Annotated in this window: 14 protein-coding genes; 1 reads left to right on the forward strand and 13 read right to left on the reverse strand. The window is 35.7% G+C overall.

Annotated features, from left to right (window positions below; genetic code table 11):
- Positions 1–115: 115 nt before the first annotated feature.
- The 13 genes from B0A64_RS02600 to B0A64_RS02660 all read right to left on the reverse strand — a co-directional run bounded on the left by B0A64_RS02600 (position 116) and on the right by B0A64_RS02660 (position 22,328).
- Complete coding sequence (locus B0A64_RS02600; RefSeq protein ID WP_089477986.1) at positions 116–1,300, reverse strand: aldose epimerase family protein; 1,185 nt, start codon at positions 1,298–1,300, stop codon at positions 116–118.
- Positions 1,301–1,413: 113 nt separating this feature from the next.
- A complete protein-coding gene (araA, locus tag B0A64_RS02605) occupies positions 1,414–2,922 on the reverse strand; it encodes an L-arabinose isomerase (protein WP_089477987.1) in 1,509 nt (502 codons plus the stop codon).
- Between the two features lie 134 nt (positions 2,923–3,056).
- On the reverse strand, positions 3,057–3,758 hold the full coding sequence (locus B0A64_RS02610) for an L-ribulose-5-phosphate 4-epimerase (RefSeq protein ID WP_089477988.1): 702 nt from the start codon (positions 3,756–3,758) through the stop codon (positions 3,057–3,059).
- On the reverse strand, positions 3,742–5,433 hold the full coding sequence (locus B0A64_RS02615; RefSeq protein WP_089477989.1) for a ribulokinase: 1,692 nt from the start codon (positions 5,431–5,433) through the stop codon (positions 3,742–3,744). The genes B0A64_RS02610 and B0A64_RS02615 overlap by 17 nt, the downstream gene beginning before the upstream one ends.
- A gap of 168 nt (positions 5,434–5,601) precedes the next feature.
- Positions 5,602–7,587, reverse strand: a complete 1,986-nt coding sequence (locus tag B0A64_RS02620) for an alpha-L-arabinofuranosidase C-terminal domain-containing protein (RefSeq protein ID WP_089477990.1) — start codon at positions 7,585–7,587, stop codon at positions 5,602–5,604.
- A gap of 343 nt (positions 7,588–7,930) precedes the next feature.
- A complete protein-coding gene (locus B0A64_RS02625; protein WP_244285332.1) occupies positions 7,931–9,913 on the reverse strand; it encodes a glycoside hydrolase family 127 protein in 1,983 nt (660 codons plus the stop codon).
- Between the two features lie 13 nt (positions 9,914–9,926).
- Complete coding sequence (locus tag B0A64_RS02630; protein ID WP_089478003.1) at positions 9,927–10,868, reverse strand: arabinan endo-1,5-alpha-L-arabinosidase; 942 nt, start codon at positions 10,866–10,868, stop codon at positions 9,927–9,929.
- Between the two features lie 304 nt (positions 10,869–11,172).
- The gene (locus B0A64_RS02635) at positions 11,173–12,123 is read right to left on the reverse strand and encodes a glycoside hydrolase family 43 protein (protein WP_089478004.1); all 951 of its coding nucleotides are present in this window, start codon (positions 12,121–12,123) and stop codon (positions 11,173–11,175) included.
- A 1,069-nt stretch (positions 12,124–13,192) separates the two neighbouring features.
- Positions 13,193–14,815, reverse strand: a complete 1,623-nt coding sequence (locus tag B0A64_RS02640; RefSeq protein WP_089477991.1) for an arabinan endo-1,5-alpha-L-arabinosidase — start codon at positions 14,813–14,815, stop codon at positions 13,193–13,195.
- A 12-nt stretch (positions 14,816–14,827) separates the two neighbouring features.
- Positions 14,828–16,375 carry an alpha-N-arabinofuranosidase gene (locus B0A64_RS02645; protein ID WP_089477992.1) on the reverse strand — a complete coding sequence of 516 codons (1,548 nt, stop codon included), beginning with the start codon at positions 16,373–16,375 and terminating at the stop codon, positions 14,828–14,830.
- Positions 16,376–16,446: 71 nt separating this feature from the next.
- On the reverse strand, positions 16,447–17,457 hold the full coding sequence (locus B0A64_RS02650) for an arabinan endo-1,5-alpha-L-arabinosidase (protein WP_089477993.1): 1,011 nt from the start codon (positions 17,455–17,457) through the stop codon (positions 16,447–16,449).
- 233 nt (positions 17,458–17,690) lie between these two features.
- Positions 17,691–19,253, reverse strand: coding sequence for a RagB/SusD family nutrient uptake outer membrane protein (locus B0A64_RS02655; RefSeq protein ID WP_089477994.1), 1,563 nt, complete (start codon positions 19,251–19,253; stop codon positions 17,691–17,693).
- Positions 19,254–19,283: 30 nt separating this feature from the next.
- Positions 19,284–22,328: a SusC/RagA family TonB-linked outer membrane protein gene (locus B0A64_RS02660; protein ID WP_089477995.1), complete on the reverse strand. Its 3,045-nt coding sequence runs from the start codon at positions 22,326–22,328 to the stop codon at positions 19,284–19,286.
- A 542-nt stretch (positions 22,329–22,870) separates the two neighbouring features.
- Between B0A64_RS02660 and B0A64_RS02670 the strand changes: the two genes are divergently transcribed.
- Positions 22,871–23,560, forward strand: coding sequence for an NUDIX hydrolase (locus B0A64_RS02670; protein WP_089477997.1), 690 nt, complete (start codon positions 22,871–22,873; stop codon positions 23,558–23,560).
- Positions 23,561–23,756 lie beyond the last annotated feature (196 nt).

The following is a 23,756-nucleotide window of genomic DNA, read 5'->3' on the forward strand; positions in this document are numbered from 1 at the left end:
TTAACAAAGTCTTTGTAAATCGTAATATGTTCTAATATTTTCTAATAAAAAAACCTCGAAAGGAGTACTTTCGAGGTTTTTAAAAAATTACTGAACTAATAAACAAATTCTAAAACTATTTTTTTACAGAAAATTTAAAAACAGTTTTAGTCTTATATTTTTCTCCCGGGTTTAAAACCGTTGTCGGGAAATTTTTCTGATTGGGAGAATCCGGATAATGTTCAGTTTCTAAACAAAGTCCCGTTCTGTGTCCATATTTTTTGCCATCGCGTGTTGGTAAAGTTCCGTCAAGAAAGTTTCCGGAATAAAACTGAATTCCAGGTTCGTCAGTTGTCATTTCCATAACTCTTCCGCTCGCTGCGTGATATACTTTTGCAATGATTGTTTTTCCTTTTTCAGGATTATTCAATACCCAACAATGATCATAACCTTTTCCTCTTTCTAATTGTTCGTTTTTAACTTCGATGTCTTTTCCAATTAATTTTGGAGTTCTAAAATCGAAAGGAGTATTAGCAACATCTTCTAATTTTCCCGTAGGAATTAAAGTTGCATCTACCGGAACTAATTTGTCAGCATTCAAAGTCAATTCATGATCTAAGATTGTTTTTGTAAAATCTCCCGATAAATTGAAATAAGAATGTTGTGTTAGATTTACAATCGTTTTCTTGTCTGTTGTTGCTTCATACAAAACTTCTAACTGATTATCATTTGTCAATGTATACGTTACAAAAACCTGAAGATTTCCCGGATAACCTTCTTCTAAATCTTTACTTAAATAAGATAATTTTAAAGTCGCTGTATTTCCGGATTTAACGGCATCGGCTTTCCAAACAACGTTAAAATATCCTTGTGGTCCACCGTGCAAAGCATTTGGTGCATTATTTATAGCTAATTGATATTCTTTTCCGTCTAAAGCGAATTTCCCTTTCGCGATTCTGTTTCCATATCTTCCGATCAAAGCTCCAAAAAATGGATTTTCTTTTTCATATTGTGCCAAAGAATTAAATCCGATCACTACATTTTCAGAAACACCTTGTATATTTGGTACTTTAAGATCCGTAATTCTTCCACCAAAAGTGATGATATCAACTTCCATCCCATTTTGGTTTTTCAACTTATAACTATCTACTTTTTCTCCTTTTGCAGTAGTTCCATAAGAAGATTTTTCGATTGTAACCGTAGCTTTTTCATCTGAAGAAACTGTTGTCGCATCCATTTTTTTATCGTTTTTACATTGAACAGAAATTGCTGCCAAACTCATAAGGCTAATTCCAAAAACGCAACGTTTTAATACATTCATAAATATTATTTTTTAAGTATTGTAAAAAGTGAAATGAAAGATATGAAAAATTTAAAAGTGACGAAATTTTGAAACCTCTGAACCTTTGCCTCTTTGAACCTTTGTACCTTTAATTAAAGTCCGTGTTGAAACAAATGAAAATAAGCTTCGTTTGCATTGATCTTATCTTTAAAGTCTCTTACCGTAGTTTTTTCGTCAATAACCAATAATTCGATTCCGGCGATATCAGCAAAATCTTCCATGTATTCTGTTGTGATTGCCTGGCTGTAAACCGTATGATGCGCTCCTCCGGCAAGAATCCATGCAGTTGCCGCGATATCAAGATTTGGTTTACAATCCCATAAAACTCTTGCAACCGGTAATTTTGGTAAATCTGCCAATGGTTTAATCGCTTCAACTTCGTTCACAATCAAACGGAAACGATTCCCCATATCAATCAAAGAAACATTGATTGCAGCTCCTGCAGGTGAATTAAACACCAAACGCGCAGGATCTTCTTTTCCTCCAATTCCTAACGGATGCACTTCGCATGAAGGTTTTGCCTCTGCAATCGATGGACAAATTTCTAACATGTGAGATCCTAAAACGTATGATTTTTGAGGTGTAAAATGATACGTATAATCTTCCATGAAAGAAGTTCCTCCTTCAAGTCCAACATTCATCACTTTTAAGGCACGAACCATTGCAGCAGTTTTCCAGTCGCCTTCTCCACCAAAACCATAACCATCGGCCATTAATCTTTGTGTTGCAATTCCTGGCAATTGTTTCCAAACTCCAAGATTTTCAAACGTATCTGTAAAAGCCCCAAAACCGCCTTCGGTAAGGAAAGCTCTTAAACCTAATTCTATTTTTGCTGCTTCGACCAATGAACTTCTTTGTGCTCCGCCTTCTTTTAAAGAATCTGTCAAAGTATAAGAAGATTCATAAACGGCTAATAAATCATTCAATTGTTGGTCTGTAACTTTCTCAATATGTTTCGTAACATCCGATGAATCATATCCATTAACCGACATTCCAAAACGAATCTGAGCTTCTACTTTATCACCTTCTGTAACGGCAACTTCACGCATATTGTCTCCAATACGGGCTACTTTTAAGTTCTGAAGTTCATCCCAACCCAAAGCTACTCTTGTCCAAACACCCAATTTGTTCAAAACGCGAGGATCTTCCCAATGTCCAACCACAACTTTACGCTTTTTGCGCATTCTTGACATGATAAAACCAAACTCACGATCTCCGTGTGCGGATTGATTCAGGTTCATGAAATCCATGTCGATAGTTCCCCACGGAATTTCGGCATTATATTGTGTATGCAAATGGCATAATGGTTTCTTTAGAATACTTAATCCGCCAATCCACATTTTTGCCGGAGAAAAAGTGTGCATCCAGGCAATAATCCCGATACAGTTTTTTTCTGAATTCGCTGCCAAACAAACATCTAAAATTTGAGCAGGAGATTTTACTACATCTTTATAAACCACTTTTACCGGAATACTCGATGATGCGTCTAATCCTTTTGCTATTAATTGCGAATGTTCCGCTACTTTTCTAAGCGTTTCTTCACCGTATAATTCCTGGCTTCCTACTACAAACCATACTTCTTTTTGAGAAATGTCAATCATTTTGTTATTTTTTGTTTCAAGTTTCAGGTTGTTGAAATCTGAAAATCGAATTGTTATTATTTTTTTATTTCAGGTTTTCTTTGTTTCAAATTTGAAACCGTCTAAAATCTTTTTTCTTTATTCTTTTTTCTCTTTTACTGCCCGTAATAAGAATCTTTTCCGTGTTTACGATTGTAATGTTTCTTTATTAGGGAATCTTTTAATCTTGGTGCGTTTGGATTTATTTGTAAAGTCAAGAATGCCATTTCGGCTACAACTTCCAAAACTTTGCTATTGTAAACTGCTTTTGCTGCGTTTTTTCCCCATGCAAATGGACCGTGATTTCCAATCAAAACCATTTCTACTTCTTCATAAGAAAGATTTTTTTCTTTGAAACAATCCAAAATCTGAATTCCGGTATTGTGTTCGTAATTTCCTTCTATAAGCTCATCTGCCATCGGTGGCGCACACGGAATATCAGCTGTTAAATGATCGGCATGCGTGGTTCCAAAAATGGGAATATCACGTTGTGATTGTGCCCAAGCTACCGAATAAGTGGCGTGTGTATGTGCAACGCCACCAATATTTGGCCAGTTTTTATATAAATATGCATGCGTTTTTGTGTCTGATGACGGACGCATTGTTCCTTCAATAATATTATTATCAAAATCGACAATCACAATATCTTCCGGTTTTAAATCTTCATAAGGAACACCACTTGGTTTAATCGCAAAAACACCATTTTTTCGATCAACAGCACTCACATTTCCGAAAGTATATACAACCAAATTCAATGCATTTAACTGCATATTGGCTTCGTAACATTCCTGTTTTAAATCTTTATAAAGAGAACTCATGTTGCGAAATTTTAATAGTTGGATCTTCGTATGCACTTAATTGATCGTATGCCAAAAGCAGTTTATGATAAGCTGCAACTTTGTCTAATTGCGGGAAATATTCTCCGTCAAAATCACTTCCTATTTTTTGACTTGCTTCGATTACATTTGGATAAATTCCTGCTGCAACTGCTGCATAAATCGCTGCTCCTAAAGCGGGAGTTTGGTCTGAAGCTGCAATTTTAATGGGCTTATTTAAAACATTTGCCAATGTCTGCATGATAAAAGGAGATTTACGAGCAACGCCACCAATCCCGATAACGCTGTCGATTTTTACACCTTCCTCTTCAAAACGATCCACAATTTTCTTCGCTCCAAAACAAATTGCATTTACCAAAGCTTTGAAAATATGTGGCGCTTTTGTTCCTAAAGAAAGATTCGAAATCGCGCTTTTCAATTCCTGATTGGCATCTGGAGTTCTTCTTCCGTTAATCCAGTCTAATGCTATTGGAAGACTGTCTGAAACCGGAATTTTCTCTGCTTCTTTTGTTAATTCTACAATTAATTTATCGCTGAATTCTTCTCTTAATTGTTCTTTTTGAGTTTCATTTAAAACAGTTGAAGCCGTTAATAAATGATCTGTTGGCCAAAGCAATAATTCTTTGTACCAAGCCAGTAAATCTCCAAAAGCAGATTGTCCCGCTTCTAAACCAATAAATCCGGGAATTACTGATCCATCAACTTGTCCGCAGATTCCACGAACGGTTTTTGTTCCAACTTCATCATAAGAACCAACCAAAATATCGCAGGTTGAAGTTCCCATAACACGAACTAAAGTATTTTCTCCAATCTTCGCTCCAACAGCTCCGGAATGTGCATCGAAAGTTCCTACGGCTACAACTGTTTCTGTCGAAAGTCCTAAACGATCTGCCCATTCTTTGCTTAAATTTCCGGCAACTACATCTGATGTATACGTTTCATCATAAAGATTACCACGAAGTTGAGCTAAATAAGGATGTAATTTTTCTAAGAATTCAAATGGCGGTAATCCGTTCCAGTCTTCGTGCCACATCGCTTTATGTCCAGCTGCACAACGGCTTCTTTTAAACGTTTTTAAATCTTTATCTTCAATTAATAAATACGTCATTAAATCGCAATGCTCCATCCAGGTATGTGCTGCATTTCGAACCGCTTCATCTTCTCTGGCAATGTGCAGGATTTTTGCCCAAAACCATTCCGATGAATAAATTCCGCCTACATATTTAGTTACATTTTCTCCGCCCCAACTTACCGCCAATTCGTTGATTTCGTTTGCTTCATTTATCGAAGTATGATCTTTCCAAAGTACCATCATCGCATTTGGGTTTTCCTCGAAACCTTTTGTCAAAGCCAATGGAATTCCTTCTTTCGTAACAGGAACCGGTGAAGATCCGGTTGTATCAATACAGATTCCGCATACTTGCGAAGGATCAACTTTACTTTCTTTTATAACCGTCTGAATCGTAATTTCTAAACCTTCGATATGATCTAAAGGATGTTGGCGAAATTGATTTATCGACGCATCACAATATTGCTTGTTTTTCCATCTTTTATAATGAGAAACATTTGATGCCAGCTCTTGCCCATTTTCAGTATCTATTAGCATCGCTCGAACTGAATCTGTTCCGTAGTCCAATCCTATAACGTAATTTTTCATTCGAAATTCATTTAATAATAATGACAAATATAATTATAATTCATTTATAAGTGTACAATAAACACTTAATAAAAATAATGGTTTGAATTTTTACAAATAATGCATCAAAACAAGAGTTTAAGGGCAAAACAAAAAATAAACGTTGGTTTTACATTTATTCTGTTGCGATTATTTCATCTTAATTTTCAAAACGGTAACGGAGTATGCCGGAAAATCATATTGAACCTTACTTCCGTTCACATTAAATTCGCTTTCTTTTGGGCTAATTTTCGTTGGAGACTTAAAAGAATTCTCATCATTTATTCCGTCTCCTTTTAAGATTATTGCTGTTCCTTTTGAATCTAATTTTGCTCCTTTTACATCAATTGAAGCATTTTGAGCTGTTGCCGAAGCATTCACAATTTTCAGGATTACTTCTTTAGAATTAACATCTTTTACTGCCGATGCAAACAAATCATTTTGTCCCGTAACCGCTTTTCCGCCTTCTGTAATATTTATTAAATCGGTCCCTTTATTATTTGAGAATAATTTCTGAACATAATAATTTGGTGTTCCGTAGGATTGCAAATTGTTGAACCAAATCATATCCGGTGTCCATTGCCAGCCTTCAACATGAGCCAATAACGGCGCATAAGAAGTTAAGTGAACAACGGCAGCATTACGTTCCATTCCAGTCATGAAAGCAGCTTCAGAAAAAGCACATTCCCAGTTGTTTTTATTATCCGGACTTGCAATCGCTACACTTTGCGCTGCATATTCTCCTGCAAAAATCTTTGGTCCTTTACGGTCATAATTGTCGTAACGTGTCACGTTTTTACGAAACCAGGCCGGATCTTTATAATAATGTTCGTCAACGATTTCAGCATTTAATTTTTTAAGTTCTTTCATGCCGTAATCAAAATAATCTCCGTCAGGAAAAGGTCCTGTTCCGGAAACAATTGTGATATTTGGATATTTATCTTTTATCGCTTTTTGAAACACTTTGAAACGCTCAATATAATCTGGTCCCCATTGCTCATTTCCAACTCCAATAAATTTTAAATTAAATGGTTTTGGATGTCCCATATCAGCACGAACTTTTCCCCAAGCAGTAGTTTGATCGCCGTTTGCAAATTCAATTAAATCTAAAGCATCTTGTACATAAGGATCCAATTGATCCATTGGAACTAATTCTCCTGTGTTAAATTGACACGCCATTCCGCAGCTTAAAATAGGCAATGGTGAAGCTCCAATATCTTCTGAAAGTTGGAAATATTCATAGAATCCCAAACCAAAACTCTGAAAATAATCCGGTGCCGGTTTATGTGCAAATTCGGTATTCCAACGGTTAATCATCGTTTCTCTATCAGCTACATTTCCAATTGATTTTTTCCATTGGTAACGTAATGCCAACGTTTTTCCTTCAACAATACATCCGCCTGGAAAACGTAAAAATCCAGGTTTCAAGTCGTATAATAATTGCACTAAATCAGCTCGCATTCCGTTTTTCCTTCCTTTCCAGGTATCTTCCGGAAATAACGAAATCTGATCTAAATCGATCACTCCACTTCCTTCAAAAGTGATTCTCATTTGTGCTTTTGCTTCTGTAGCCGTTGCTGTTAATTGTGCGGTGTAATTTGCCCAATCTTTTGCTGTTGGAACAATCGAAGTTTCGCCTAAAACCTTTTTGTTTTTATCAATAAATTGAATTTTAATCTTCGAAACATTACCTGATAGTTGCGAAGCTTTTAGAGACAAATTATATTTCAGATCTTTCTTGATTCCCATTCCTCTAAAGCCTTCATTGATCAATTCATAACCATTTGCATCGTTAATTGTAACTCGGCAATAATTATGGTTCGTTCCTTTTTGCGAATATTGAATGATGTTTGCGATTCCGGATTGAAGGTTCAGTTTGTGTCGGTCGCTGTTTGGCTCGTTCCAGCCCATCATTGGAGTTTCGAATTCGAATGATCTGTTCTTGATCATTTCGGCATACAAACCTCCATCGGCAGCAAAATTGATGTCTTCAAAAAACACTCCGTACATCGTTGGCTGAATTTTGGTAACTGTTTTTGCAACGTCAACCTGAAGATTGTTTTTTTGTGCCGATGCATAAAAGCCGTTCAGCAATAAACCACAAAGGGTAATTTTGGTAATTAAATTGGACTTCATTTTTTTATATTTATGTTTTTATGGCACGCGGATGATACTGATTCACTAAAGTGAAAACGCGGATAAAAACGGGTTTTTATTTTCTATACTTTGACTTTTTAACACATAGAGACATAGTTTTTGATTCTGTAAAAAGGCATTTCATTTGTTTGAATTCACATAGCTATGTGTGCAAATCACGATTTGTTTTATTCTCTTTTTTATTCAATTAGAAATCTATGCTTCTATGTGTTTAAATATTTCTCTCGCAGATTCGGCAGATTGAGCAGATTTTTTAATCTTTTTAATTCTTTAATCTGCGCCATTATCTTGATTCTTGCCTCTTTATTCTATTTTCTATACTCTACTTCTCATAATCCAACCAAACTTTCATCTTCCCAACTCCTCTATTTGACCAAGAATAATATGGAATTGCTTTGAATTTTAAATTTTCGATTACGTTTACGCCTTGCAATAAATTAGGTTCTTTTTTTACTCTGAAAGTATCTGAAGAACTAATATCTATTTTATCGAAATTAGTTTTGTTATCAACTTCTTCAACAGCATAAACGATTGGTCCATATTCCAGAGAAACTTTGTTTTTATTGGTTTCGACTTTGGCATTTGTTTCAACTTCCTGAACTTCCATTGGGAAATTAAGATTGATTTTGTCTCCTTTTTTCCACTTTCTGTTAATAACAAAATAACCATCTTGAGGCTGAATCGTCAATATTTCTCCATTCAGATTAATCGTGGCTTTTTGAGTTGAAGCTTTTTTATAAGAATATAAATCTCCCGGCAAAACTTCATTTCTTGCCCAACCCGGAACTCTAAGTTTAATTGTGAATTGGCTTTCTTTTTTCGGGTTAACCGAGATTGCAACTTTTCCGTTCCAGGGATATCCCGTTTGTTGCGAAATCTGTAAATCTGTTTTTCCTAAAGTGAAAGCTGCGTTGTTTGAAGCATACAAATTCACATACAGCACCTCTTTTGATTTCGAATAAATAAGTCCCGGAATAGAAGGCACAAATCGGATTAAGTTTGTTGGACAACAAGAGCAATCAAACCAAGCCTGACGTGTACAAGATCCTCTGTTAGATTTAAAAACGCCATCAGATTCTAAGGCATTTGGATAGAAAAATTCTTTTCCGTCAAGCGAAATACCGGAGATTAATCCGTTATACATTGTTCTTTCGATCACATCAAAATATTGTGATTTTCCAGTCAAATTATGCAATCTATGATTCCAATATACATCGCCAATTGCAGCGCAGGTTTCGTTATACGCCGTTAAGTTTGGCAATTCATAATTGGCTCCAAAAGCTTCTCCGTCGTGTCTCGAACCAATTCCGCCCGTGATGTACATTTTTTTGTTGACCATATTACTCCACAAATTATTTACGGCATCTGTGTAACCTTTGTCTTTTGTTATGGCGGCAATATCTGTCATTCCTGCGTACATATAAACGGCTCTTACGGCGTGACCAACAACTTCTTTTTGCTGAATAACCGGAATATGATCTTGTGCATATTCGCCATATAATTTATGATTGTTTGGATTTCCGCGATTGTCCAGAAAATATTTGGCTAACTTTAAATAATCTTCTTTTCCGGTAATTTGATACAATTTAATCAAACCTGTTTCTACAATTTGATGCCCCGGAACTCCTTTTACCTGACCTGGTTTGTCGCCAAAAGTTTTCACTAATAAATCTGCATTTTTAATGGCAATATCAAGGAAGTTTCTTTTTCCGGTTGCTTCATAATGTACCACAGCAGCTTCGATCAAATGTCCCGCATTGTAGCATTCGTGGCTAATTTGTAATGATTCCCAACGTTTTCCTTCAATTACTGGAACCCAAGGCGCTGGCGGTTTTGCAGGATTTATGGTTCTCCAAGTTGTTAGATATCCGTCTTTTTCCTGACCAATTTTTACAATGGCAATTAGGGAATCCAAAACGCGATCTAATTTTGGGTTTGGCGCAGAAATTAAAGTATTAGATGCGCCTTCGATAATTTTATAAACATCGGTATCGTCAAAAGGCATTTGCCCACGAACTTCTCCTGTTTTTTGTTTTCCGGCGATTAAAAAATTCTCAAAACGACCTTCTTCATTACATTTCTGAATGGCGTATGCAATCGTCACTTCTTGTACTCTTTTGATAATAGGCAACCAAAAAGAATCGGTCAATTTTACATTTTGAATATTAACCGGTTCTATTTCGTAACCTGCTTTTAATACAGAAGTTTTAGTCGATTGCACGGCATCGTTCTTCGTTTCTTTACAGGAAACAAAAATCAAAAGTGCCATGAAAATCGTTACTATTGGTAAATTATATTTTTTCATTATTTTGGATATTCTATTTTAAAACGGGCCACAAATCTGCATCCCAAAGCATTTCTTTTACCAATAATCTTGGCGTTCCGTTGGTTTTCTTTTCGTAAGCGTGATAAAAAATATAATCTTTCCCATCAAATGTATAAGCGCTATTATGGCCTGTGCCAAAGTAATTTTCATCGCCCTGAACTACAATACTTCCTCCGCCTTCGGTTAATAGTTTTCCGTCTTTATCGACGTACGGTCCGGTTACATTTTTAGATCTTCCAACAACGACTTTATAGGTGCTTTTTTCTCCGCGACAGCATAAATCCCAAGAAAGAAATTGGTAATAATAGCCGTTCTTTTTAAAAATAAAAGGAGCTTCAAGTGCGCCATCTCCGGGATCTGAATCTGCTAATTCGAAAGTTCTTTTTCGTTTCGAAATCGTGTGCCATTCTTGTGGCTGAGCAATTGATTTTAAATCAGGATTTAGTTTTACCGTTTTCAATCCTTCCCAAAAAGAACCGAATGATAACCACGGTGTATTATTTTCATCGAAGATTAAATTTGGATCAATAGCATTCCACATATCTCGATTGGGTTGCGATTGAATGACAATTCCCTGATCGACCCATTTGTAGTTTTTGTCTTTTGGATCTAAAGTTGTATTGGTCGCAACGCCAATCGCCGAAGTATTTTTGGCGAAAGCTGAAACGGAATAATACAGATAATATACATTGTTATGTAATGAAATATCCGGCGCCCAAATATGATTTTTGAAATCGGCCGCAACTGCATCTGCCCAAACGGGTTTGTCTTTGAAAACGGGAGGTTCAGGATTCCAGTTTTTTAAATCTTTCGAACTAAAAACACTGATTCCGTTTCCGGTGCAATACAAATAATAAGTGTCTTTTTGTTTGATGACAACCGGGTCGTGTACAACGATTTCCTGCGCAAACGAAATCGACGCTGTCACCATCATTATAAGAAAAAATATTTGTTTTATGTTTTTGTAAACCATATAAGTGATATAAGAAAATTTAAGTTTTGGTCTGAAAAAATTCTAAACTATATAAATTGTAACCTTTGAGCATAATTATTTTTAACACATAGAAACATAGATTTTGTAAACTCAAAAAAAGACGTTTCACTTATTTAAAATACACATAGTCTATCTATGTCAAAGAAATATGTTTCTTTTGTATTCTTTTTTCACAATTAAAACTATGTTTCTATGTGTTTAAATAAATGCTCCTATTTTTAAAAGTTTCAGTATCGAAAACTAATTATTGAATTCCTTCTGACGTCATTACGACACGTTTCATCGTTCCATCTTTATTGTAATATAATTTGTCTACACAAACTGATCTCCTGAAACTTCCTCCGTTGGGTTGCGATGCTCCGTTGTGATAAATAAAATAGGATTGTCCTTTAAAATCTATAATCGATTGATGGTTTGTATTGCTGTTTCCGGCAAGTTCATTCAGGATTCCTTTAAACTCCCACGGCCCTGTAATTGATTTGCTCATGGCGTAGGCAATTTTCTCCGGAAACTCATAGGCGTATGATAAATAATACCATTCTTTGTGTTTATGAATCCACGGTGCTTCGGTAAAATGTGGTAGATCGATGTGCTGAATTGGCCCGTCAAGTTCAATCATGTTTTCTTTTAATTTTGCATAATGGCAAGACGTATTTCCCCAAAACAAATAGGCTTGTCCATCGTTATCGATATAAACCGTTGGATCGATATCGTCCCAGCTTATATCGGTAAATTTGGTCATGTCGTTTGTAATCAAGGCTTTTCCTAAAGCATCTTTAAAAGGTCCTGTTGGACTATCTGAAACCGCAATTCCAATTGATTTTCCTTCTATAGATCCGTGATGAACGGTTACATACCAATAGAATTTCCCGTTTCTTTCGATTACCTGAGAAGCCCAAGCATCACCTTTTGCCCATTTAAAATCGGTTACTTTTAAGGGCACCGGATGTGATTCCCATTTTTTCATATCTGATGAAGAATACACCACCCATTCATTCATTTTATAAAAATTAAAATCGTTTGGCGCTTCGTCATGACCGGCATATAAATACACTTTGTCTTTGTAAACCAATGCCGCAGGATCTCCTGTATATTGATCTTTTATAATTGGATTATTAAATTTTGATGGATCAATTTGGCTTTGAATTGTTTGACAGAAGGCAAGCAAAACTAAAAGTGATGTTAGATTTTTCATTGTTTTATTTGTAATGTGTGTTTTTATTTTAACACATAGAGACATAGACTTTTTGATGTTAAAAAAAGGCGTTTCACTTGGTCTTAATACACATAGCTATGTGTTTTATTTAGAGCGAAACATCTTATTCGATTTGTTAAGCTATGTTTCTATGTGTTTAAAAATATTTTCTCTCGCAGATTTGGCAGATTAAGCAGATTTTCTAATATTTTTAATTCTTTATTAATCTGTGGCGGTTGTTTTAACATTTTAACACATAGAGACATAGAATTTTGATGTTAAAAAGGCGTTTCACTTGGTCTTAATACACATAGCTATGTGTTTTATTTGGAGTGAAACATCTTATCTCATTTGTTAAGCTATGTTTCTATGCGTTAAATATTTTTTCTCTCGCAGATTTGGCAGATTAAGCAGATTTTTTTTTATCCTTTAATTCTTTATTAATCTGTGGCGGTTGTTTTAACATTTTAACACATAGAGACATAGACTTTTTGATGTTTAAAAAAGGCGTTTCACTTGGTTTTAATACACATAGCTATGTGTTTTATTGGGAGTGAAACATCTTATCTCATTTGTTAAGCTATGTTTCTATGTGTTTAAAAATATTTTCTCTCGCAGATTTGGCAGATTAAGCAGATTTTTTTTTATCCTTTAATTCTTTATTAATCTGTGGCGGTTGTTTTAACATTTTAACACATAGAGACATAGAATTTTGATGTTAAAAAAAAGCGTTTCACTTGGTCTTAAAACACATAGCTATGTGTTTTATTTGGAGTGAAACATCTTATCTCATTTGTTAAGCTATATTTCTATGTGTTAAATATTTTTTCTCTCGCAGATTTGGCAGATTAAGCAGATTTTTTTTTATCCTTTAATTCTTTCTAACTCTTTTTTTAGGTAGATTTTTTTTGCTTCGAATTTGCTTCGCCTGTTCGCTTTCGCTCGAGCCACGAATTTTTTTTTCAAGCAGATTTAAAAAGATTTAAGCGGATAACTGCAGATTAATTTTAATAAAAATCTAAAATTAAATCTGCTCTAATCTGTCAAATCTACGTGAAACAAAATAATTTTAATTTACTTTTTTACCCCAAACCGGTAATCCTGTTCCTGTCAAACCTGAATAACTCAAAGTCACTTTTCTGGTGGCTGATTCCCAATCCCAGGCATCGGTTACATTACATTTTACGCCGTTTATGGTCAGGATTTTTTTAGTACTGTCATACGACCACGTTCCATTTGCGTCACCGCTTACTTTTTTGTCTGCGGTTAGATAAAGTGTTACTGATTTCTGAATGGTTTTGTATTGATAGTTCATAGTAATTTGTTCCCAGGTTCCCACAAAATTAGCATCTGAAATTGTTGTTGCAGGTACACCGGCATAACGTTCTGCTTCTACCACCGGCCAGCCATCTTCTGTCCATTGAATACCGCGAACATGTCCCATCATAACAGCATTTGAAACAGCAATTCCGGGAACTCCTTCTGGTAAACGGGCTTGCGAAGCATAATACCATTGTTTGGTTTCCGGGTTTTGGAAAACGGCACAATGCGATATTCCTACCCAACCGGTATGATTTTTAAAAGAATATGGATGTGTTACCATCGGGAAACATTCTGCTCCATTTGTAATGCTGCTTCCGCTGATGGTTTGATACGGTCCTAAAATACTTTTCGAACGTGCAACACGTGTGTTATAAGCAACCGATAATTCGTCATAAGCCAAGAACAAATAATAATATTGTGTGTCCGGATTATAAATAATTTCCGGTCCTTCGAGTGCTTGCCAACGGTTTGTATTTACGTTTCCGCGTCCTGCAATTCGTACTCCGTAATCGTCGATTGTTTTTAATTTATCCGGTTTTCCGGTTGTTGGATTCAGTTTTAAAGCTGCAATTCCGGAATGCCAGGAACCATAAATTAAATATTGATCACCTTCAGGAGTTTGAATAAAACTTGGATCAATGGCGTTGAATTTAAAATAAGCGTCCCAATCATTTCCTCCGTTTCTAACATAACTTTTTACGCCATCTGGTTCAGAGCAAACTACCATTCCTTTATCGGTCCAATTATTTGAAGCCAAATCATCTGTTTCGGCTAAGCCAATAAAAGCGCGTTCTGTCCAGGAAGTATTCGTGTCTGTACCAACAATTGGGTTTGTGACCACAATGCTGTAATACATTCTGAATTTATTCCCTACTTTTCGAACGCAAGGTGCCCAATACCCATAAGTTGGATTTGTAATGGCTGGCAATGCCGGAGACATTCTGGCTCTTTTATTGTTTAAGGAATCTTTTACCCAAACCGGAGCTTCGGTCATGGAGGATCCCATGAATTCCCAATTGACTAAATCTTTTGACCGTCTGTAAAAAAAATGTCCATGACCATCTGTTGCATTTCCGTACGAAGCATCAGTTTGATACATATAATAATATTCGCCACTTTTCTCTACTGATGGATCGTGCACGTTGGCTAAATTCCATTCTGCTCTGCTTCCCCAACCTGATATTGCAGTATAATTATCTGCATAGGCTGGTCCCGGAAAAGTATTTGGTACTACTACTACTGACGGATCAACAACAGGATCGGGATCCTTTTTTGCGGGATCATCACTCGAACAACTTATGGCAGCAAGGGCAACCAAAAAACATCCGAAAGACATAATTATTTTTATAATTGAATTCGATTTTTTCATTTTTTTAGCTTGTTATTTTCCTTCCAAAACAACTACTGAAAATGGAGGAATTGTAATTTCAAGTTTTCCTTTTTTATTTTCGAAACCTTTAAAAACTGTTGGTACAATTTTGTTTGGAGTATCGAATGAATTGTAATCCTGCAATTTGGCCGATGTTATAATTGTTCCTGTAAAGTTTTTAACACCGAGCTCTTTTACATCAATTTCGATTGTGTTTTTATTTTTTGCATCCACATTTACTAACGAAATATGAACTAATCCGCTTTTGTCTTTTGACGCCGAAGCTGATACTGCAGGAAGTGTTTCTCCATTAAAGGTGTACAATGGCGATTGGAAACTTACAGGCAATTGTTTTGCATCCTGATGAACGCTGTACATTTTCATGACATGATATGTTGGCGTTGTAATCATTTTTGCTTTGTCTGTAAGGATCACAGCTTGCAAAACATTTACACATTGTGCCAAATTTGCCATACGAACTCTGTCAGCGTGATTGTTGAAAATATTTAAAGTTGCTCCCGCCAAAACTGCATCTCTCATGGTATTTTGTTGGTATAAAAATCCAGGATTTGTTCCTTGTTCTACTTCATACCAGGCGCCCCATTCGTCTACAATCATGGCTACTTTTTTCTCCGGATCGTATTTGTCCATTATTGCAGAATGTTTGGTAACCAATTCTTCCATTTTTAGCGCCGATTGCATGGTATGGAAATATCCGTCTTCGGTAAAATTTACTCCGTCGCCTTTTTTACCCCAATCGATTACGGCATAATGGTGCACTCCAACTCCGCCTAACATATTGATCGGAATGTTTTTCATTAAAACTTCTGTCCAGTTATAATCGGCGCTGTTTGATCCTGAAGCAATACGGGTAATTCCGCCCGTATTTTCCCAATCTGACATGAAGGTTGCATATTTGCGGTATTCATTGGCATAATATTCTGCTGTCATATTTCCTCCGCAACCCCAGGCTTCATTTCCAATTCCCCAGAATTTAACTTTCCAAGGTTCTGTTCTTCCGTTTTTTTTACGCAAATCACTCATCGGACTTTTACCGCTAAAGTTGGTATACTGAACCCAATCAGATAATTCCTGAACGGTTCCGCTTCCTACATTTCCTGATAAATAAGGTTCTGCTCCCAGAAGTTCGCACATATTCAGGAAATCGTGTGTCCCAAAACTATTGTCTTCTGTTACGCCACCCCACCATTTATTTACAATTGTAGGTCTTTCTTGTTGTGGTCCAATTCCGTCTTTCCAATGATAGGTATCTGCAAAACATCCGCCGGGCCATCTTAAATTTGGAATTTTTAATTCTTTTAAAGCTTTAATAATATCATTTCTAACTCCTTTTGTATTGGGTATTTTCGATGTATCTCCCACAAAAAAACCTCCATAAATAGAGCGTCCCAAATGTTCTGCAAAATGTCCGTAGATGTTTTTATTAATCGTTGGTGCATCTGCCGTATTTTTTATGGTTACTACAGTAACTCCGCCTTGAGCGAAACTTACCTGATTGCAAATGGTAAAAAGAAATATGATTAAAAGTACTTTTTTCATGTCTGGATATTATTTATTTTTTATAAGTGATAAAGAGAAAAGCCTGATAAAGCTTTTCTCTAAATGATGTTTTAATAAGAAAGTGCAGGCCATCCTGATGCCCATGTAAAATATACAATTTCTAGTTTTGGATTTCCGCTATCGGCTCCATCATAATAATGAACTGATCCTTTTTGAGTTCCGGTAATTCTGGACAAATGCCCCGGACCAATATAATTTCCTTGGGTTGCTAAAACTGTGGTTCCGCCACCATTTGTTAATGTAGTTCCGTTTTTGTCAACAAATGGTCCAAACGGACTTGTTGAACGACCTACTACAATATAATATGTACTGTTTACGCCGTTGCAGCAAGTGCCTCTGTTGGCGAACATGTAATAATAACTTCCTTCTTTGATTAAACATGGAGCTTCCCAACTTGCACTGCTTCCGCCAGCAACGATTGTTTTGCTTCCTGTTGTTTTTCCTGTTGAAGGATTAATTTGGATTACTCCGATGCCTGCATGCCACGAACCGTAAGCCATATAAACATTACTTCCGTCTACCAGAATAGAAGGATCAATTGCATTTACATCTGAAGATGAAGAGGATGAAACGACAACGCCTCTGTCTGTCCAGGTTGTTCCTGCACTTTGCGAAATTGAAGGTGCGGTTACCAATCCAATTGCAGATGTGGCTGAACCAAAAGTGGAACAAGAATAATACATGTTCCAACGGTTATTGAACCACACTACATCCGGTGCCCAAAATGTTTTTACAAATCCCGGAACATATCCTGTAATCCAACTTGGAGTAGACGTAAATACTGATGTTCCCCACGTCCAGTTTACTAAATTTGTAGAATAGGTCATTGGGATATTATCTCCGGTTGTAAAAACATAATAATTGACTCCGCTTTTTACAATCGTACTTGGATCGTGCGAAGGCACTGTTCCTGTAACCGTTTTGGCTGTTGAACTTTTATTTTGAGAATTTTGAGTTTCTGCAACCGCAGTTACATTCTCTGATGAAGGATTTATGACATCTTCATTTTGACAACCTACTAATAATACTGCTAATAAAACCAAACTTGTAATTGTTTTCATTTGTTATAATTTTAGTTACTATTATCTCTCTTTAACCCGTTGGGTGTAATTATTTTTAACACATAGAAACATAGATTTTGGGCGTTCAAAAAGAGCATTTCACTTATTTAAAATAAACATAGCTGAGCTATGTACAGGTTCTCTTTAATCTCATTCTATATTTTCTCAGTCACAGTTTTCAGTCCCAGTTTTCAGTCTCATTCCCACTGTAAACTGGGACTGTGACTGAAAACTTAATAACTATCATTCTGTTTTGTTCCCGGATTATTATCCATTTCTAATTGTGGGATTGGATAAAATTCTCTTCCTGCTGTATACGAATTAAACTCAGCGTCTCTGGCTCTTAACCAGGCTAGTTTTGTGGCATCCTGCAACCATCCCCAACGATGGATATCATCAAAACGATGTCCTTCAAGAGGGAATTCCAAAAATCTTTCATGACCAATTTGCTCTCTCATTTGGGCTTGTGTCATTCCGGGTTTTGCAGTAGTCAAATCGGGCAAACCAACTCTGTTTCGAACCATTTGTATGTATCCGTATGCTGCGGGTGTATCGCCTGTTTCGTTCAAAGTTTCGGCATACATTAAAAGAATATCGGCATAACGCAATAAACGTTCGTTGATACCGGAACGCCAATCGTACTCATCGGCAAATTCTCCGTCAGAATTTTGATATTTTCTACAAAAGATATCATTCAAATCTGCCGGGCTTGTGGCATAAAAAGTGGCAAAATCTTTACCGTACAATTTCATTCCGCCCGGTTTATTATAAAAAATGGTAGCGTCTAAACGAGGGTCAAGATCTCCTGTTTTTGTTTTTTCGTCATGAAATTCATTAAACAACGCCCATGAAGGCTGAACATCTGTCCATCCAAAAGCTCTTGGTGCATAAGTAATGGCTCTTGCCGAAGTTTTCCCCCAACCTGATGCGGGAGTTCCTCCCCAACCTAAATCTACACCACCTGCTTCTCTGCTAAATTGTACTTCGAAAAGTGACTCTGAATTGTTTTCGTTGGCGGTTGTAAAATTATCGCGGTAGTTTGCTACTAAAGAGTAAACACCTAAATCTATAACTTGTCTAAAAGTGGTTTTTGCATTGGCAAAATCCTTGGTAAATAAGTATGCTTTTCCTAAATATCCTAAAGCAGCTCCTTTTGTAGCACGTCCTTTTTCGCCTTTGTCTATACCTGAAATATTATCATAAGAGGCAGGCAATAATTCTGCAGCGGCTTTAAAATCTGCAATAACCTGAGCCCAGCCTTCTTCCTGCGTTTTTTGCGGATGATATACGGCAATATCTGTTGGTAATGGTACATTTTTGAACATGTTTACAGCATGAAATAAATACAATCCTCTCAGGAAATAAGCCTGTCCTAAAATTCTGCTTTTAAGTGCCTGATCTTTAAATTCTATCTCAGGTACATTAGTCAAAACCTGATTGGCACGATAAATTCCCTGATAATAGGTTTCGTATGCCCATCCATAAATCGAAGCGTCGGCTACATTCGAATTGAATCTGCCGGCATTATACATTGATCCCCAAGGACTGTTGGTACGGGCATCATCAGATCTTGCGTCTAGTAGCAAAGGTGTACTGCGCATATAAGTTCCATCTGTTAATAAACTCCCGTAAGCAGCATTTACTCCCTCTATAGCATCCTGATCTGTTTTCCAAAATGAACCTGCTGTTTCAACATTTGGATCAACCTGAAGTAAGTCTTCATTATCAACGCAACTTGTTGTTAACACAGTCACTGAAAAGAAAACTGTTATATAGTTAAATATTTTATATTTCATTTTAATACGTTTTAATTGGTTAGGCTAGTTTTAAAAATTTACTTCAACACCCATAGAAATTGTTCTTGGATTAGGGAAAGATCCCGCATCATATCCTCTGGAGAATAATCCGTCATTGTAATTAAAATCCGGATCGTAACCTTTGTATTTACTAATGATCCATAAGTTTTGTCCGTTTACAAATATTTTGGCTTTTTGAATAAAACTTTCTTTAGGAACGGGAATTAAATATCCTATTTCCATGGTTTGCAATTTGATATAATCACCGCTTTCAATGAATCGGTTAGAATCTCTTGCATTTGCATTTGGATCTCCAATAATTGGTCTTGGCACATCTGTATTTGTATTGGTTGGTGTCCAGTAATTTAAGGCATCAACACTACTGTTGCCGTATTGTTCTGTCATTAAATTGCGATACAATCCGTTGAATACTTTGTTGCCACCGCTTCCTTGCCAAAACATAGAGAAGTCGAAGTTTTTATAATTTGCGCTAAAATTAAATCCGTAACTGTATTTGGGAATCGCTACTCCCTGAAAAGTCCTGTCTGCATCTGTAATCTTGCCATCGCCATTGACATCTTTAAACTTAATGTCGCCAATACCTGCATTTGTTTGTGTTGGTGAAGAAGCTAAATCGGCTGCATTTTGAAAAATACCTGCTGTTTCGTAAGCAAAAAGTTCTCCAATAGATCTGCCTACTTCTGTTTTTGAAGCTGCTCCGTAAATTGGATTTCCATCACGACCAATTTGTAAAACTTCATTTTTTAAAGTCCCTAAATTGGCAGAAATAGTATATTTAAATTCATGGTGATTGTTATTGTAACTTGCTGTAAATTCTAAACCACTATTTTTTACTGCTCCTGCATTTGTAACTATATTTGCCGGAAATGCTCCTGTTGAAAAAGGCAATGGAACTCCAATTAATAAATCTGTTGATTTTTTTTGATAATATTCTGCTGTAACCTGCAAATCATTATTAAAGAACCCTAACTCAAGGGCAACATTCGAAGTCGAAGTTTCTTCCCAGTGAACATTAGGATCAATGGCACTTACTACAGTTGTTCCCGGTGCTAATGCGTTATTAAAATCATATCCTGCAAAAGCATTAATTGTTGGTGAGTATGCATAAGTCCCAAGTGTATTGTTTCCTAAAATACCGTAACCACCCCTTACCTTAATCGTATTCCACCATTCGGGTAAATGCAAAAACTTTTCGTTGCTCACTTTCCATGCTCCTGAAAAAGAGTAGAAATTACCCGTGTTATTCTCTTCGCTAAAAAGTGATGTTTTATCTTGTCTAAAGTTTCCGGTAACAAAGTAACGATCATCATAAGAATAATTTACACGGCTTAAATAAGAAATATTTGTCACTGTGCTTTTGTATTCTCCTGCACTTGTAGCATCTGCATATTGAATTTGGCTAATTTCTCCCGGCGTATAACCAACACCTCTTGACCAGTGATTGTAATAGTCTTTTCGTTCCTGGATCCAACCACCCAAAACATCAATTTTATGTTTGTCTATCGCAACTTCGTACGTCAATAAGTTGTTCAGGAATGTTCTGGATTGATTTCCTGTAGATACGTCTAATGCTGATTCATCATTGGTTGTTATGTAATACCATCCTAAATCACTTGGCGGATTAAATTTTCGGTTTTGCCAGTCTAATCTGTCGTAACTTGCATCTAATTTATATTTAAGCCCTTTTACAATTTCAAGTTCTCCCCAAATATCTCCTATAAAGCGATTTCTTTTTCCGTTATTAGTAATCAGATTATTAAACCCAATTACGTTCATTGAGATTGCTCTTTGTGTCAGGTTATCAGTACCACCGTAACCTCCAAGTCTGTTTGGATCATAAAGCGGCATTGTTGGTACAGCGCCCAGTAAATCGACTATTGCAGATTGTCCTGCATTATATTCGTTAAAATTTTCTTTGTCAGATTGGGTATAACCAATTTTAGAACCGTATTTAAATTTTCCTTTTTTTCCATATAAATTTAAATTGGTCGACAGCCTTTCATAATCTTGCGGAGAATTTAGGTAGCTTGTATTTTTAAAATAATCCACATTCATGTTATAGCCTAAATTTTCAGCTCCTCCATTAAGCGTTAGCGATTGGTTTTGAATTATCCCTGTTTTAAAAGCTTCTTTTTGCCAGTCAGTATCTACATTTTTTATATACGAAGCACTCGCAGGGTCATTTCCCGGAGCAATTGTTAATCCGGCATTTAGCTCTGCAGCAGTTGTAATTTTTTGATATCCGACCCTATCCGTCAAATCCCATTTTTTAGCCACATTCTGAAACCCAACCAAGGACTTATATTTTATATCCAGTTTTCCGTTTTTACCTTTTTTGGTTGTGATAATTACAACTCCATTCGCTCCCTGAACTCCATAAATAGCTGCCGAAGAAGCATCTTTTAGAACCTGCATAGATTCGATATCTCCCGGTGCAAAATCGTTTGGACTATCTACGATCATTCCGTCAATTACAAAAAGAGGATTATTATTGGTAAACGAATTTATCCCTCTAATTTTAACATTGACAAAACCTCCCGGTTCTCCGGATGATTGTACCGTTACTCCCGCAACCTGTCCTTGTAGCATTTTGGCAGGATCATAGGTTACTGTTTTTTTTGCCGATTCCATATCTACAACACTTATCGAACCTGTAAGATCAGATTTCTTTTGTGTTCCGTATCCTACCACTACTACTTCATTTAATTTGTTTGTGTCTTCGCTTAAAGCAATCGTAACTTTTGATTGATTTCCTACCAGTATTTCCTGATTTTGAAATCCTATAAATGAAAAAACTAAAATATCATTAGCCGATGCTTTTATCGAATATTCTCCGTCAAAGCCAGTTGTAGCAACTGTTTTGGTTCCTTTTATCATAATGTTTACTCCCGGCAAAGGCAGTTTGTCCTGTGCCGAAGTAACAACTCCGCCAATCATTTTGTCTTGAGCCAACATTTGATTTGCAGAAAATAATAGCATGATTAATGCTAAAAGCCATTCTTTTTTTGGCAATAAAGAATGGCAATAAAAAAATAATTTGTGGTTTGTTATCATACTGGTTAGTTTAAGTTAGTTTGCGTATAATTATAAGTGTTGATTTTACATTTGTAAATTTAACTAAAAAAAAACCTTAAAAACAAATTAATATGGCAAAAAAAGGAGTCAAAAAAAACGCATATCATAAATTAAGTGTAAAAACAACATTTAAAAATTGATGTTTTTACAAAAAATTGGCTTTTTTAAGTGCTAATTTGTGCAAAACAGATACTTTTTACTAAAAAGCAACTTTTAACTCAAAAAATAAGCTTTAACAAAAAATTGCAAATGAGTTGTTTTAGAGGTATTTGAAGCATGAAAAATTGCTATTTTTGTAAATAAAATCCTGTTTAGACAGTTTTGGATTGGATGGAAATCGTTAAAATTTTTAAAAAATTGAATAATTTTTGCTCCGAAAACGATTGAAAAAGACAAAATGAATCTAAATTTGACGTTAAAAACTCCTTATTAAGGTTCACAATTTAACAAGTGTAAATTCTACATTAATAAATTATGATACGTATTGAGAAGTTTATATATTTACCAATAAAAAATTGAATATGCTAAACAGTTATAGCTCTGCAGATAAAGTCTTATTAGCAGTCGATTGTATCATTTTTGGATTTGATAATGATGGATTAAAAATCCTTTTAATCAAGAGAGACTTTGAACCTGAAAAAGGAAAATGGTCTTTGATTGGGGGGTTTTTACAACGAGATGAAGTACTAGACGATGCGGCTACCAGAATACTTAATACCTACACAGGGTTAAACGATATTTATATGGAGCAGTTACATGCTTACAGCGAAATCGATCGTGATCCTGTCGAAAGAACCATTTCGGTTTCGTATTATGCTTTAATCAATATTGAGAATCATAATGCCGAATTGATTAAAAATTATCATGCCCAATGGTTTAGTATTGCCGAAGCTCCTCATTTAATTTTTGATCATAACGAAATGTTGCACCAGGCTATTAAATGGCTGCGTTACAGAACTTCGATAAAACCAATTGGGTTTGAATTGTTGCCTGAAAAATTTACCATGCGTCAATTATTAGAATTATACGAAGCAATTTTAAGCAAGGAATTAGACAAACGTAACTTTATCAGTAAGATTAATTCTCTGGAAATTTTAAATAAATTAGAAGAAAAAGACATGCAATCGTCCCGTAAAGGATCGTACTTATATACTTTTAATAAAGAAAAATACGAAGAGAAATTACTCAATGATTTTGTATTGAATTTGTAAAGAAAGTTTAGCCCACGGATTTTTACGGGTTAAACAGATTTACACTGATCTTTTTTTTGAATAGGAAAACTTTATAATTTCTCTCCAATAAAAAAAACAAAACCCTGAAAGCTACAAACTATCAGGGTTTTTCTTTAATAAAAACTACTATTTAAACTAAAAAATTATTGAGATTAGCCCACGGATTTGGCGGATT

It is taken from the genome of Flavobacterium araucananum (assembly GCF_002222055.1).
Classification (GTDB): Bacteria; Bacteroidota; Bacteroidia; order Flavobacteriales; family Flavobacteriaceae; genus Flavobacterium; species Flavobacterium araucananum.

Coding starts and splice junctions, on each gene's coding strand:
- B0A64_RS02600 (WP_089477986.1), bottom strand. CDS start 1,300: ATGAATGTATTAAAACGTTGCGTTTTTGGAATTAGCCTTATGAGTTTG.
- araA (WP_089477987.1), bottom strand. CDS start 2,922: ATGATTGACATTTCTCAAAAAGAAGTATGGTTTGTAGTAGGAAGCCAG.
- B0A64_RS02610 (WP_089477988.1), bottom strand. CDS start 3,758: ATGAGTTCTCTTTATAAAGATTTAAAACAGGAATGTTACGAAGCCAAT.
- B0A64_RS02615 (WP_089477989.1), bottom strand. CDS start 5,433: ATGAAAAATTACGTTATAGGATTGGACTACGGAACAGATTCAGTTCGA.
- B0A64_RS02620 (WP_089477990.1), bottom strand. CDS start 7,587: ATGAAGTCCAATTTAATTACCAAAATTACCCTTTGTGGTTTATTGCTG.
- B0A64_RS02625 (WP_244285332.1), bottom strand. CDS start 9,913: ATGAAAAAATATAATTTACCAATAGTAACGATTTTCATGGCACTTTTG.
- B0A64_RS02630 (WP_089478003.1), bottom strand. CDS start 10,868: ATGATGGTGACAGCGTCGATTTCGTTTGCGCAGGAAATCGTTGTACAC.
- B0A64_RS02635 (WP_089478004.1), bottom strand. CDS start 12,123: ATGAAAAATCTAACATCACTTTTAGTTTTGCTTGCCTTCTGTCAAACA.
- B0A64_RS02640 (WP_089477991.1), bottom strand. CDS start 14,815: ATGAAAAAATCGAATTCAATTATAAAAATAATTATGTCTTTCGGATGT.
- B0A64_RS02645 (WP_089477992.1), bottom strand. CDS start 16,375: ATGAAAAAAGTACTTTTAATCATATTTCTTTTTACCATTTGCAATCAG.
- B0A64_RS02650 (WP_089477993.1), bottom strand. CDS start 17,457: ATGAAAACAATTACAAGTTTGGTTTTATTAGCAGTATTATTAGTAGGT.
- B0A64_RS02655 (WP_089477994.1), bottom strand. CDS start 19,253: ATGAAATATAAAATATTTAACTATATAACAGTTTTCTTTTCAGTGACT.
- B0A64_RS02660 (WP_089477995.1), bottom strand. CDS start 22,328: ATGATAACAAACCACAAATTATTTTTTTATTGCCATTCTTTATTGCCA.
- B0A64_RS02670 (WP_089477997.1), top strand. CDS start 22,871: ATGCTAAACAGTTATAGCTCTGCAGATAAAGTCTTATTAGCAGTCGAT.